The sequence below is a fragment of the Arthrobacter sp. 2MCAF15 genome, assembly GCF_052115605.1.
Taxonomy (GTDB): Bacteria; Actinomycetota; Actinomycetes; order Actinomycetales; family Micrococcaceae; genus Arthrobacter.
Map to the genome: position 1 here is coordinate 26,805 of NZ_JBFRGZ010000003.1, position 12,863 is coordinate 39,667.

The 12,863-nt window shown below is 69.2% G+C and carries 11 protein-coding genes; 7 read left to right on the forward strand and 4 right to left on the reverse strand.

Annotated elements, in window-relative coordinates; translation table 11 throughout:
* Nucleotides 1–89: 89 nt before the first annotated feature.
* Complete coding sequence (locus AB4089_RS03770) at nt 90–770, reverse strand: NADPH-dependent F420 reductase (RefSeq protein WP_441407965.1); 681 nt, start codon at nt 768–770, stop codon at nt 90–92.
* Between the two features lie 183 nt (nt 771–953).
* Between AB4089_RS03770 and AB4089_RS03775 the strand changes: the two genes are divergently transcribed.
* Together AB4089_RS03775 and AB4089_RS03780 are read left to right on the forward strand one after the other, a co-directional pair.
* Nucleotides 954–1,595 carry a TetR/AcrR family transcriptional regulator gene (locus AB4089_RS03775; RefSeq protein WP_441407966.1) on the forward strand — a complete coding sequence of 214 codons (642 nt, stop codon included), beginning with the start codon at nt 954–956 and terminating at the stop codon, nt 1,593–1,595.
* 57 nt (nt 1,596–1,652) lie between these two features.
* Nucleotides 1,653–2,483, forward strand: a complete 831-nt coding sequence (locus tag AB4089_RS03780; RefSeq protein WP_441407967.1) for a DUF1684 domain-containing protein — start codon at nt 1,653–1,655, stop codon at nt 2,481–2,483.
* A 34-nt stretch (nt 2,484–2,517) separates the two neighbouring features.
* On the opposite strand, the gene AB4089_RS03785 is transcribed toward AB4089_RS03780, so the two are convergent.
* Both AB4089_RS03785 and AB4089_RS03790 read right to left on the reverse strand, forming a co-directional pair.
* A complete protein-coding gene (locus AB4089_RS03785) occupies nt 2,518–3,738 on the reverse strand; it encodes an acyl-CoA dehydrogenase family protein (protein ID WP_441408357.1) in 1,221 nt (406 codons plus the stop codon).
* 26 nt (nt 3,739–3,764) lie between these two features.
* Entirely contained in the window at nt 3,765–4,583 is an 819-nt protein-coding gene (locus tag AB4089_RS03790) for an SDR family NAD(P)-dependent oxidoreductase (protein ID WP_441407968.1), read from the reverse strand.
* Nucleotides 4,584–4,811: 228 nt separating this feature from the next.
* On the opposite strand from AB4089_RS03790, the gene AB4089_RS03795 reads away from it, so the two are divergent.
* The 5 genes from AB4089_RS03795 to AB4089_RS03815 all read left to right on the forward strand — a co-directional run bounded on the left by AB4089_RS03795 (nt 4,812) and on the right by AB4089_RS03815 (nt 12,013).
* On the forward strand, nt 4,812–5,999 hold the full coding sequence (locus AB4089_RS03795; RefSeq protein WP_441407969.1) for a glycoside hydrolase family 76 protein: 1,188 nt from the start codon (nt 4,812–4,814) through the stop codon (nt 5,997–5,999).
* Nucleotides 6,000–6,180: 181 nt separating this feature from the next.
* Nucleotides 6,181–7,236, forward strand: a complete 1,056-nt coding sequence (locus AB4089_RS03800; protein ID WP_441407970.1) for an iron ABC transporter substrate-binding protein — start codon at nt 6,181–6,183, stop codon at nt 7,234–7,236.
* Nucleotides 7,237–7,241: 5 nt separating this feature from the next.
* Complete coding sequence (locus AB4089_RS03805) at nt 7,242–8,834, forward strand: ABC transporter permease (protein WP_441407971.1); 1,593 nt, start codon at nt 7,242–7,244, stop codon at nt 8,832–8,834.
* Nucleotides 8,831–10,021, forward strand: coding sequence for an ABC transporter ATP-binding protein (locus AB4089_RS03810; RefSeq protein ID WP_441407972.1), 1,191 nt, complete (start codon nt 8,831–8,833; stop codon nt 10,019–10,021). The genes AB4089_RS03805 and AB4089_RS03810 overlap by 4 nt, the downstream gene beginning before the upstream one ends.
* A gap of 27 nt (nt 10,022–10,048) precedes the next feature.
* Nucleotides 10,049–12,013, forward strand: coding sequence for a glycogen debranching N-terminal domain-containing protein (locus AB4089_RS03815; RefSeq protein ID WP_441407973.1), 1,965 nt, complete (start codon nt 10,049–10,051; stop codon nt 12,011–12,013).
* On the opposite strand, the gene AB4089_RS03820 is transcribed toward AB4089_RS03815, so the two are convergent.
* Nucleotides 11,966–12,814, reverse strand: coding sequence for a phosphatase PAP2 family protein (locus tag AB4089_RS03820; protein ID WP_441407974.1), 849 nt, complete (start codon nt 12,812–12,814; stop codon nt 11,966–11,968). The two genes, AB4089_RS03815 and AB4089_RS03820, sit on opposite strands and share 48 nt — an antisense overlap.
* Nucleotides 12,815–12,863: the final 49 nt, after the last annotated feature.

Below are 12,863 nucleotides of genomic sequence, written 5' to 3' on the forward strand. Positions count from 1 at the left end.
CCCGATTACTTCTTCCCATGGGATGTTACCCGCAGGCACTCCCGGCTGGAATTCCGTCTCAGATAGTGTCACGCAACACTTCAGCTGGGTTAGCGGGCTATCTTGAAATTGAACTCGCCGGTGCCCAGCGCGCCCCAGAGCCGCAGCCAGACCGGCAGGATCATTTCCGCGCCGCGGGCACTCGTGATGTCCCCCAGATCGATCACGTCGCGGTGGCCGAAGCCCTTGAGCAGTTCCGTCACGGCTGCCTTGGCGTCGGCGTCATCCCCGGAGACGAACACCGAGTGGTCACCGCCGGCCACACGCGCCGGATCCACCATCACCGACGCCGTCATGGTGTTGAGGGTCTTCACCACCCGGGACTGCGGGAAGGCCCGCTGGATCTGCTCGCCAAGGCTGTCCGTGTTCACCGGGTTCAGCGACGGCGGCATGCCCTGCGAGAAGTCCAGCGGGTTGGCGATGTCCATGATGACTTTGCCGGACAGGTTCCCCGTGCCCGCGGCGGCGAGAGCCGCCAGGGAGCCGCCGCCGTTCGTGGCGTTGACGATCAGCTCGGCGCCGGCCGCGGCCTCGGCAAAGGGGGCGAGCCCGACTCCGGTGTGCGCGGCGTGCCACTGCGCGAACGGCGCGGCACCCATCGCGTCCGGTTCCGTCCGGGAGAGCGTGGCCTGCGGGTCGCGGGTGCCGATCACGACGTCGTGACCCAGGCCCGCCAGCGCGCCGGCAATCGTGCGGCCCACCGTGCCGGTTCCCATTACCGCAATCTTCATGGCATCCTCGATTCCGCCCACCAGGAGCTCAGTCCGAAATCCACAGGTAGACAGATCCGTCTACCGCTGGACATGAAGCTATCAGACCGGCCGGTCGGCAACAAGGCGCCCCGGACGGCCGAGCGGGTGGGCGGCCCAGCGGGCAGTCAGGCATAGACAGACTTGTCTGTGTAGCATGGTGCCATGACCCTGCCAGCAGCCATCGCGCAGCCGGCACCCCGTGCCCCCGCCGGGCATGCCAGGGAGAAGATCCTGGCCACGGCCTTCCGGCTCTTTTACGCGCAGGGCTTTCGGGCCGCCGGCATCGATACGATCATCGCCGAATCCGGCGTCGCGAAGGCCACGTTCTACAAGTATTTTCCGGCCAAGGACGACCTCATCCTGGCGTATCTGGAGAAGGTCGACGGCGTCTGGACAGGGCAGCTTCACACCGCAGCCCGCGCCGCCGGCGAGGACCCGGCGGCACAGCTTGTTGGCCTGTTCGATGCCCTGACAACGGCCTGCCGGCGGGACGGCTACCGGGGCTGTGCCTTTATCAATGCGGCCGCCGAGTCCGCTGCCGGCACTAGGGTCCACGACCGGACCGTGGCGCACAAACAGCAGATCCGTGCCTGGATCCGGGACCTGGCTGCCCGCGCCGGCGCCGGGAACCCGGACCGGCTTGCCCGCAGCCTGACCCTGTTGCTGGACGGCGGCCTGGCCAGCGGTGTGCTCGACGGCGACCCGGACGCGGCCACCGCCGCCAAGGCCACCGCCGCGCAACTCGTCGCGGCCAGCCTCGGAATTCCACCCACCCCAACTGACTCGCAGCAGGGGCCGTTATGAGGCCTCAGAACGGCCCCTGCTGCCAGCTAGTTGGGCTGAGACTCCCTGGAGGAACCCATGAACACCACTGAGCCCGCCGCCGACCCGCAGCTTGCCCGCTGGCAACGCTTCCGCAACAGCCGGAACGCGGCACTCGCCAGCGACCACGGCTGGCTGACGCTGACCTCCTTCCAGTGGCTCGAGGACCGGCCCGCCGCCGTCGAGCTCGCCCCGGGACTCTGGTCCACCGACGGCACCGCGGCGTTCCTCACCGCAGCCGCGTCCGACGGCCTGACCCTCGTGGAAACCGGCGAACCCGTGGACGGGACCATCAGCGCCGTGCTCGCCGATGAGGAATCACTCATGTGGGTCCAGTACGGCGGCGACGACGGCCGCCATGTGGTGGTGGAGCTCGCCATGCGCGCGGACAAGTACGCCATCCGCACGCGGGACTCCCAGTCACCTGCGTTCACCGAGTTCGACGGCGTGCCCACCTTCGACTTCCGCCCGGACCTGGTGATCGAGGCCCGGTTCGCGCCCTATCCCGAGCCCGTGGACGTGCCGATCGGCACCGCCAACCCGCTGGTGGACGGGATCCACCGCTCGGTCGGCGAACTGGTTTTCCGGCTGCCCGGCACGGACCACGAGTTCCACCTGCAGGCCGAGGAGGAGAAGCTCGGCGCCCTGACGGTCACATTCCACGACGAGACCAACGGCGAGAGTACAGACGAGTGGCGGAAGGTCTCCACAGCGAAACCCCGGCCGGATGGGACGGTGGTCCTGGACTTCAACCGGGCCATCAACTACCCCAGCGCCTTCACCCCGTACGGCACCTGCCCCATGCCGGTGAAGAACAACAGCCTGGACTACCGGATCACGGCCGGCGAGAAGGAACCCGGCCTTTTCTAGACGGCCTTTTCTAGACGGCGTCCTCTAGGGATTCCTAGACGATCGCCGACACTCCGGTGACGGCACGCCCTGTGATCAGGGTGTTGATCTCGAACGAGCCCTCATAGGTGTAGATCGCCTCGGCGTCGGAGAAGATCTTGGCCATCCGGTAGTCCGTCACGATCCCGTTGCCGCCCAGCAGGGACCGGCCCATCGCCACGGTTTCGCGCATCCGGGCGCTGACATAGGACTTTGCGAGCGCCACCTGCGGCATGTCCGCGTCCCCCTGGTCCTGCAGCTGCGCGATCCGGACCATCATGCCCATGCTGGCCACGGCGTTGCCGAGCATGGTCACCAGCTGCTGCTGGACCAGCTGGAACTTCGCCAGCGGACGGCCGAACTGCTGGCGTTCGACGGCGTACTGGCGCGCGACGTCGAACGCTGCGAGCTGCTGCCCCACACCCTGCCAGGCCACCATGATCCGGGAACCGCGCAGGAGCTCGTTGGTGTCCTCGAAGCTGCTGATGCCGGCGAAGCGGTCCGACTCGGCCACCCGGACGTCGGTGAAGACGATGTCCGCGTTCTGCACCGTGCGCAGCGCGATCTTGTTCTCGATCCGGCTCCGGCTCACCCCCGGCAAGGTGGCGTCGACGATGAAGCCGCGGATGCCGCCGTCGGTCTCGTCCCGGGCCCAGACCAGCATGTAGTCACAGAACGTGCCGTTGCCGATCCAGCGCTTGGCGCCGTTGAGCACCCAGGCATCGCCGCCGTCGGCGGCGCCACCGGGGATACGCCGGGCCCGTGTTTCCATGCCGCCGGCAACGTCCGAGCCGTGGTCCGGTTCGGTGAGGGCGAAGGCTCCGGTGGTGCGCAGGTTCGCCGCGTCCTCGAGCAGTCGCGCCTTCTGTTCCTCGGAGCCGAAGCCGTAGAGCGATTCGACGAAGAGGTCGTGGTGGACCAGGAAGAAGGTCGCCAGCGAGGTGTCCACGCGGGTCATCTCGGCGATCACGATCCCAGCGAACAGGTTGCTGTAGCCGCGCTGGGCGGGGGCGCTGAGCTCCAGGGCAGCCAGCTTGGGCAGGATATGGGCCGGGAATTCGGCCTTGTTCCACCAGTCTGTGGCGAACGGGGCGACCTCCGCGGCCAGGAACTCCCGCAGCTGCGCCAGCTTGGCCCGCTCCACCGGGCTGAGCAGGGACTCGTAGTCGAAGAAGTCCGCCGAGGGCAGCTCGGCAACAGCCGGCGCGGCCGCAGCAGAAATTCCTGAACCGGTCATTTCGGCCCCGGCCCTTCCTGAACTGGTCATTTCGGCCCCATGCGGATGGCGCCGTCGAGGCGGATGGTCTCGCCATTAAGCATGGCGTTCTCCACAATGTGGGCGGCGAGGTTCGCGTATTCGGCGGGGCGCCCCAGCCGCGAGGGGTGCGGCACCTGCTGGCCCAGGGAGTCCTGCGCCTCCTGCGGGAGCCCGGCCATCATGGGGGTCTCGAAGATGCCCGGGGCAATGGTGACCACCCGGATCAGCGAGCGCGCGAGCTCGCGGGCGATCGGCAGCGTCATGGCCGCCACGGCGCCCTTGGAGGCGGCATAGGCGGGCTGGCCGATCTGGCCGTCGAACGCGGCAACGGAGGCGGTGTTGATGATGACGCCGCGTTCGGGACCGCCAAGATCCGTGGCTGCCGGCTCGGTGGCGGCCATCGCGGCCGCGGCGAGGCGGATGACGTTGAAGGTGCCCACGAGGTTGATCTGGATGACGCGGCTGAAGTTCTCCAGCGGGAGCACGCCCTCGCGGCCCAGGACCTTGCCGGGGGTGGCGATCCCGGCACAGTTGACCACGATGCGCAGCGGGCCCACGGCAGCGGCGGCCTCGACGGCGGCCTGGACCTGCGCTTCGTCGGTAACGTCGGCGGGAGCAAAGACGGCTGTGCGGCCGTCTCCGGCCGACTCCCCAGCGGAGCGGGCGGCGGCAGCGTTCAGTTCGGCGGCAAGGGCGTCCCCGGCAGAACCCGGCAGGTCCACGAGCACCACCGACGCGCCGGCGTCGAACAGCCGCCTGGCCGTGGCCGCTCCGAGACCCGAGGCCCCGCCCGTGATCAGCGCGACAGTACCTTTGATGTCCATGCATCCTCCTTGATGTGGAACCGGACCCCGGCCGTGAAGCCTTGACGCAGGCTGCGCTTGCAGCAACCGCCCGCGGGGAACATTAGTTAGTGAATGTTAACTGGAATGCGGCGGTTCCGCACCTTTGGACCGAGCCCGGTAAGGCGCAGGAACCGCCGCGGGGATCGGCAGCCACCGGGCGCGGCGACGCTCCCCGACCGAGCGCGCTCCCGCGATTACGCTTGAGCCATGACCCGAGCAGACGCCGCCCCCAACTGGTCCTTCCGCGCGGACGAGGCCGCCCGCTCGGTTACCAGGCTCTTCGGGCAGCGGCTCTTCTTCCTGCCGCGGACCCATATCGCCGCCATCCTCCGGCCCTCCGGGAGACTGAAGAACCTGTCCCGGCCCTGGCACTACTGGTGGCAGGCGCACTACCTGGACTGCCTCGTGGACGCCGGCCGCCGCGAACTGGGCTCGCCCGAGCACCCGGGGGGCAGGTTCGACGGCGAGAACCGGCCCAGCGCGGGCCAGCTCGCCTCCCGGCTCGTCACCGGCATCCGGCTGCGCAATTTCCTCACGGTGGTCAACAACTACTACGACGACATGGCCTGGCTGGCCCTGGCCACGCACCGGCTGGACAAGCTGGCCGAGGACACCCGCAAGCACGCCGGCCGGGGCCGTAACGCCAAGGTCCTGCAGAGCCTGACCCTGCAGTTCGACTCCGCCTCCACGGACGACCTGGGCGGCGGAACCTTCTGGAGCACCAAGCGCGACTTCAAGAACACGCCCGCCACCGCACCCGTGGCCCTCTACTACGCACGGACGGGCAACCCGGCGAAGGCGCAGGCCCTGCTGGACTGGCTGGACGCCCGGCTCTACGAGCCCGAACAGGGCCTCTACCGGGACGGCCTGCGGATTTCCGGAACAGGGGACGTGGTGCTGGAGGACACGATCTACACCTACAACCAGGGTCCAGTCCTCGGCGCCCTGCTGGAACTCGGCGGCGAGGCCAACCTCACCCGCGCGGCAGCGCTCGTGGCCGCCGTGGCGAACAACCTCACCCAGCCGGCCCCGCTGCTGGGCCGCACCGCCGCGGTGTTGCGGTGCGAGGGAACGGGCGACGGCGGACTCTTCACCGGGATCCTCGTCCGCTATCTGGCCCTTGCCGCCGCCGACGAGCGGCTGCCGGCCGAAACCCGGGCCACGGCGGCGGCACTGGTGAACGATACGGCCGAAGCCCTCTGGGAGGGCCGCCGGATCCTCCCGCCGCACGACCGGCTCGCGCGCCCGGGAAGCCACCTGGTGTTCTCCGACAGCACCGACCTGCCCGCCCGCCGCAGCTATCCGGAGGGCGCCGCCGTCGAGCTGTCCACCCAACTCCAGGCCTGGATGGTGCTGGAGGCGGCCGCATCGATCGCCCCGGCGCCCACCCGCTGACCGGAAACCAATTACGTCACGCAACAGTTTCGTAATTCATGTGATCCTCATCACTTATAGGGGCTTCAGGTTGGTCGCTTAGGTTTGGCTAACCTACAGTCTTTCGTAGTGAGCATGCCCTAACTCCCCCGCTCACGGGGGTCAGGGCGCCAACGACGAATTCCTCGCAGAAAGTAGCCCCATGAAGATCCGCAACAACGCACTGGCGGGCATCGCCCTGGCAGCCACCGCCGCTCTGGGCCTGGCCGCCTGCGGCACCGGTTCGGCTGCCCCGGCTGGCAGCAGTGCAGCGGCCGGCGGCTCGGCCGCCGGCGAGATCACGGTCTATAACGCCCAGCACGAGTCCCTGACCAAGGAGTGGGTGGACGCCTTCACGGCCGAAACCGGTATCAAGGTCACCCTGCGCCAGGGCGACGACACCGAGATGTCGAACCAGATCGTCCAGGAAGGCCAGGCCTCCCCGGCGGATGTCTTCCTCACCGAGAACTCCCCCGCCATGGCCCAGGTGGAAAACGCCGGTCTGTTCGCGGACGTGGACAAGGCCACCGTGGACCAGGTCCCCGCCGAGTTCCGCCCCTCCACCAACAAGTGGACCGGCATCGCGGCCCGCTCCACCGTCCTGGTCTATGACAAGACCAAGATCAGCGAGGACAAGCTGCCCAAGTCCATGCTGGACCTGGCCAACCCCGAGTGGAAGGGCAAGTGGGCAGCCTCGCCGTCGGGCGCCGACTTCCAGGCGATCGTCTCGGCCCTGCTCGAACTCAAGGGCGAAGCCGCCACACAGGCCTGGCTCAAGGGCATGAAGGAAAACTCCAAGGCATACAAGGGTAACAGCACGGCCATGAAGGCCGTCAACGCCGGCGAAGTCGACTCCGCCCTGATCTACCACTACTACTACTACGGCGACCAGGCCAAGACCGGCGAGAACTCCAACAAGGTCACGCCGTTCTACTTCAAGAACCAGGACCCCGGCGCATTCGTCTCCATCTCCGGCGGCGGCGTGCTGAAGTCCTCGAAGAACGCCGCAGCGGCCCAGGCCTTCCTGAAGTTCATCACCGGCAAGAAGGGCCAGGAAGTACTCCAGAAGGGCACGTCCTTCGAGTACGCCGTAGCCTCGGACGTCCCGTCCAACGACAAGCTGGTTCCGCTCAAGGATCTGCAGGCCCCCACCGTGGATCCGGCCAAGCTTAACTCCTCCAAGGTCACCGAGCTGATGACCCAGGCAGGACTGCTGTAACTGAAGTGACTAGCAAGCTGGCGGCCCCCGGAAATTCGGGGGACACGACGACGGCGGGCAGGGGCAAGCGCCCCCGCCCGCCTTTCGGCGTTTCTGTTGTATCCATCATTGCGGTCCTGATCGCCCTGTTCTCACTGGTGCCGCTGGCCTACGTGATTGTCATGACGGCCTCCACCGGGTGGGACACGGCTGCGGCCCTGATCCTCCGCCCGCGCGTGGGCGAGCTCCTGCTGAACACCGTGCTGCTGACCGTGGTGACGGTGCCGCTGTGCCTGGTCCTGGGCGTTGGCGGCGCGTGGCTCGTCGAGCGCACCAACCTCGTGGGCCGCAAGTGGTGGGCCGTGCTGCTCGCCGCCCCGCTGGCCATCCCCGCCTTCGTCAACAGCTACGCCTGGGTGTCCGCGGTGCCTTCGCTCGGCGGGTTGTGGTCCGGTGTCCTGATCGCCACCCTGTCCTATTTCCCGCTCGTGTACATCCCGGCCGCCGCGACGCTCAGCCGCCTGGACCCGGCGATCGAACAGTCCGCCGCATCCCTGGGCCTCGGCGCCTGGCGCGCCTTCTTCCGCGTGGTGCTCCCACAGCTGCGCATCGCCATGACCGGCGGCGGGCTGCTGGTCGCGCTGCACCTGCTGGCCGAATACGGGGCGTTCGCGATGATCCGGTTCGACACCTTCACCACCGCGATCATGGTCCAGTACCAGTCGACGTTCAACGGCACGGCAGGGAACATGCTGGCCAGCGTCCTGGTGTTCCTGTGCCTGATCCTGCTGCTCGTGGAGGTCCGCAGCCGCGGCAGTGCCCGGTACGCGCGGATCGGCTCCGGCGCCCAGGCGCGCGCCTTGCGCCTGCCCCTGCACGCCTACCAGCTCCCCGCCCAGCTGTCCCTGATCGTTCTCGTCGGGCTGGCGTTCGGCCTGCCGCTGACGTTCGTGCTGCGCTGGATCGTCACCGGCGGCCCGGACATCTGGGCTGCCGAGGAATTCATGCCGGCCCTGCTGCAGACCCTGGCCTATGGTCTCACCGCTGCCGTGGTCACCACCGTGGTCGCGTTCCCCATGGCCTACCTCGCCGTGCGGCGCCCCAGCTGGTTCAGCAAATCCTTGGAGCTCTCCAACTACATCACCAGCTCCATGCCCGGGATTGTGGTGGGCCTGGCCTTCGTGACCGTGAGCATCCGGATGGTGCCCAGCATGTACCAGACCTCGGCGCTGCTCATCGCCGCCTACGTGTTGCTGTTCCTTCCCCGGGCCCTCGTGAACATCCGCTCGGGGCTGTCCCAGGCACCGAAGGAACTCGACGAGGCCGCCCAGGTGCTCGGCAAGCCGCCGCTGCTGGCCTTCCTCCGCGTGACCCTTCGCCTCACCGCTCCCGCCGCGGCCGGTGGCGCTGCCCTGGTGTTCCTGGGAATCGTCAACGAGCTCACCGCGACGCTTCTGCTCTCGCCCAACGGGACGCGTACCCTCGCCACCGAGTTCTGGAGCAAGAGCAGCGAAATCGACTACGCTGGCGCCGCCCCGTATGCGTTGCTGATGATTGTAATCTCGGCGCCCATGACCTATCTCCTCTTCCAGCAGTCCAAGAAAGTAGCCGGACAGTGACCGATGTTTACCCGTCGCGTGAGGCCCATTCGCGTCTCCCCGAGCCGCGGATCGCGGCATCCGTGGCCCCCAGCACCAACAGCCACCTGGAAATCGACGCGGTCACCAAGAACTTTGGGTCCCAGGCCGTCCTCCGGGGCGTCAACCTCTCCGTCGCAAAAGGCGGAACGACGGCGATCGTGGGACCGTCCGGATCGGGAAAAACCACACTCCTGCGCCTGATTGCGGGCTTCGAACACCCTGACACCGGCAGCATCGCGCTGAACGGCAGCAAAGTGGCGGGAGAGAACGCCTGGGTCCCCGCCCACAAGCGCCACGTCGGCTACGTGGCCCAGGACGGTGCTTTGTTCCCGCACCTGACAGTCGGGCAGAACATCTCCTTCGGCCTGGACGCCTCGCAGCTGCCCGGCGGGCACCGCGGCGTCAAGGCGCGGGTTGCTGAATTGCTCGAGATGGTTTCCCTGGACCCTGCCATGGCCAAGCGCCGCCCGCACCAGCTCTCCGGCGGCCAGCAGCAGCGCGTGGCCCTGGCCCGGGCGCTGGCCCGCAAGCCCGCCCTCATGCTGCTGGACGAGCCGTTCTCCGCCCTGGACGCCGGGCTGCGCGTGGCCACGCGCCGCGCCGTGGCCCAGGTCCTGAAGGACGCCGGCGTGACCACCATCCTGGTCACGCACGACCAGGCCGAGGCGTTGTCCTTCGCCGACCAGGTGGCCGTGATGCGCGGCGGCAGGCTGGCCCAGATCGGCAACCCGTTCGTCGTCTACACCCGCCCGGCGGACCGCGCCACCGCCGAATTCCTGGGCGACGCCGTCATCCTGGATGCCTGGATGGAAGGCTCCCTGGCCACGTGCTCGCTTGGCGGGATCCCCGTCCGCCGCCCGCCGGCCCAGGGCCGGGTCCAGCTGATGCTCCGGCCCGAGCAGATCCGCATCTCCGAGGACGGCCCCATCCGCGGCACCGTGGTGGACACCGACTACTTCGGCCCCGAGACCACGGTTCGGCTCCAGCTCCCGGTCCCGCCCGTCCTGGCCGCCGGCACCGTTCCAGACCACCGCTACCCCGGCGGCGGGGAAATCATTACCATCCGGCACTGGAACGCCTCGATCGCCCGCCCCGGCACCGAGCTCCGGCTCCGCGTGGTGGGCGAGGCCGTGGCCTTCCCCATGGATGGGCCGCCGTCCCCCTAAATATGCCGTGGCGATAGGGTGGGGCGCATGACTGTTCAGCCCGGCCTGCACCGCCAATACTGCTCTGTTGCCGCCCCCACGCAGCTGTGGCTTGATCCGGACGGCCGCCTGGCCGGCGAGTTCAAGCCGCCCGGCGCCGGTGACCCGGCTGATCCGTCAGGGTTTACGGGGCTCCTCCATGGCGACACCCGTATGCTGTCCCGGGCACTGGTGCGTGTCAACGGCCTGGAACCGGAACCGGCGACGGTCGAGGCCGAGCCCGGCGGCATCCTGCGCGTCCGAGGCCTGGTCCGGGGCATCCCTGGCCCCACGGAGGATCCCGCCGTCGAACTCCTGCAGACCTGGACCGTGACTCCGGGCCTGGTGCGGCACGCCCTGCAGCTGCGGACCTCACTGGATTCCCTCGACGTCGACATCGACATCGAGCTCGCCGCCGACTTCACCGACATGGCCCAGATCCGCCTCAGCCGTTTCCGTGACGCATCCGCGCCAATCGCCGCCGACGACTCAGCGCTGCGCTGGAGGGAGGGTGGCAAGGCCCTGGCCGTGGCGGCCACCGGCGCCGTCACCCCGGAAGGCCGCCTCGCCTGGCGCGGGACCGTGGGCCGGGGCCGGCCCTTCGAGGCCGAATGGCAGGCCGTCGTCAGCGACGATGATGATGCCGTGGTGGCGGCCAACCCTCCCGCGGCCAGGCTGCCGCGAACCGGGCCGGCCGGTGCCCTGGGCCTGCTCCTGGATAACTCCCTCGATGAAGTGGCGGGGCTCCGACTTGCTACCCGACAGCTGCCGGACGCGCCGTTCATTGCCGCCGGGGCACCCTGGTACTTCACGCTGTTCGGCCGGGATTCGCTGTGGGCGGCGCGGCTGCTGCTGCCGCTAAACACTGGGTTGGAGACCGGGCCGGACACGGGGCTGGCGGCGGGAACACTGCGGGCACTGGCGGCCTTCCAGGGCACCAACACGGATTTGGCGGCCGCCGAGGAGCCCGGGAAGATCCTGCACGAGCTGCGGTCCAAGGAGCTCGTGCTGGAGAGCCAGGGCTTGCGCCTGCCGCCGGTGTATTTCGGGGCCGTGGATTCCACCCCGCTGTGGCTGTGCCTGCTGGGTGAACTCTGGCGCTCCGGCCGGGACGAGGCCGCCGTCCGGTCCCTGCTGCCGAATGCCGCCCGGGCCGCCCAGTGGCTGCTCGCCGCCGGCGCAACCGGGCCGGGAGGGGCACCGGGAGCGGTACCGGGCGGGGCAGCGGGCAACGGCGGGTTCCTCAGCTACCGAGACGCGTCGGGGCACGGCCTGAGCAACCAGGGCTGGAAGGACTCCCGGGACGCCATGCAGTTCCGCGACGGCCGGCAGGCCGAGGGGCCGATCGCGCTGTCCGAGGTGCAGGGTTACGCATACCAGGCAGCGATGGAAACGGCCGAGCTGTTCGACGCCGTCGGCGAACCGGGCGGCCAGGCGCTGCGCGACTTCGCCGCGGCTCTCCGGCTCAGGTTCCGTGAGCGCTTCTGGGTTGCGGACGACGGCGGGCCGTTCCCGGCCATGGCCCTGGACGGCCACGGGGTTCCGCTGGACATCCCTGGCTCAAACATGGGCCATCTGCTGGGCACGGGCATCCTGGATGCCGCCGAAGCCCGGATCGTGGCGGACCGGCTGGTGAGTCCCGAGCTGTTCTCCGGCTACGGCGTGCACACGATTTCGCGGCGGGCCGCAGGGTTTTGGCCCTTCAGCTACCACTGCGGCTCGGTCTGGAGCCACGACACGGCCATCGCGATCAGGGGCCTGCTGGCCGAGGGTTTCATCGCCGAGGCACGGACCCTGTCCGATGGCCTGCTCGCGGCGGCAGCCTCCTTCGGGCACCGGCTGCCGGAGGTCTTCGCCGGGGTGCGGGCCGAGGACTCCGGCGTTGCGGTGCCCTATCCGGCGTCGTGCCACCCGCAGGCGTGGTCCTCAGCCTCGGCGGTGGTGATCGCCCAGGCGATGGGCGTCGGGCTCTGAGAGGTAGGGCTCTGGCAGGTCGGGCTCCAACGGATACGGCTCTGGCGGATAGGACCCTGGCAGGTCGGACCCGGACGGGATTGGCTCTGCCCACCGCGGGGCCATGGCGGCCCGCAGCCCGTCGGCCAGGATGACGACCCCGGTCACGGCAAGCGCCAGGCCCATCGAGGCGAGCACGTCCGTCAGCCAGTGATAGCCCAGGTACAGGCGGGAGAAGGCGACCAAGAGAGTCGCCGCGGCGGCCGCCGCGAAGCCGAGTACCGTCGTCGACTGTTTGCTCGTCCGCGTCCCGCGGGCCGCCATCAGCAGGTAGCACAGGACGCCCAGGAAGACGCCGGCGCCGAAGGTATGGCCGGACGGGAAGGACAGGGCGTCGTCCGGTCCCAGCAGGAAGTCGCTGGCGGCGGGCCGGCCGCGGCCGACGTCGTCCTTGATCAGCGTGGACACCGCGAACGTTGCGGCCATGGCGCCGATGAGCAGGCCGGGACGCCAGACCTCGCGTTTCCAGGCCGCCCAGGCCAGAGCGAGCGCACACCCGATCACGGTCATCCACAGCGGCGACGTCACCGTGGTCACGGCCGTCAGGAGGGCGGTGGCGACGGGGTTCCGGGACGCCATAAGCCCGTCGTGGACGGGGACGTCCAGGGCCGCCACGCCGCTCTTGGACTGCACTGCGGCGAGCACGATCCAGAAGATCGTCTCCCCCGCGATCAGGAGGCCCGCGGCCACGAAGAAGAGCCGGCGCTGGGACGGCAGCGGCAGGCGGTCAGGGGGATGCGGCGCGCGCTGGGCAAAGAGCATCGCCCAATCCTGCCAGTCCCAACTACCTGCAACCCGGACGGCCGCTGGG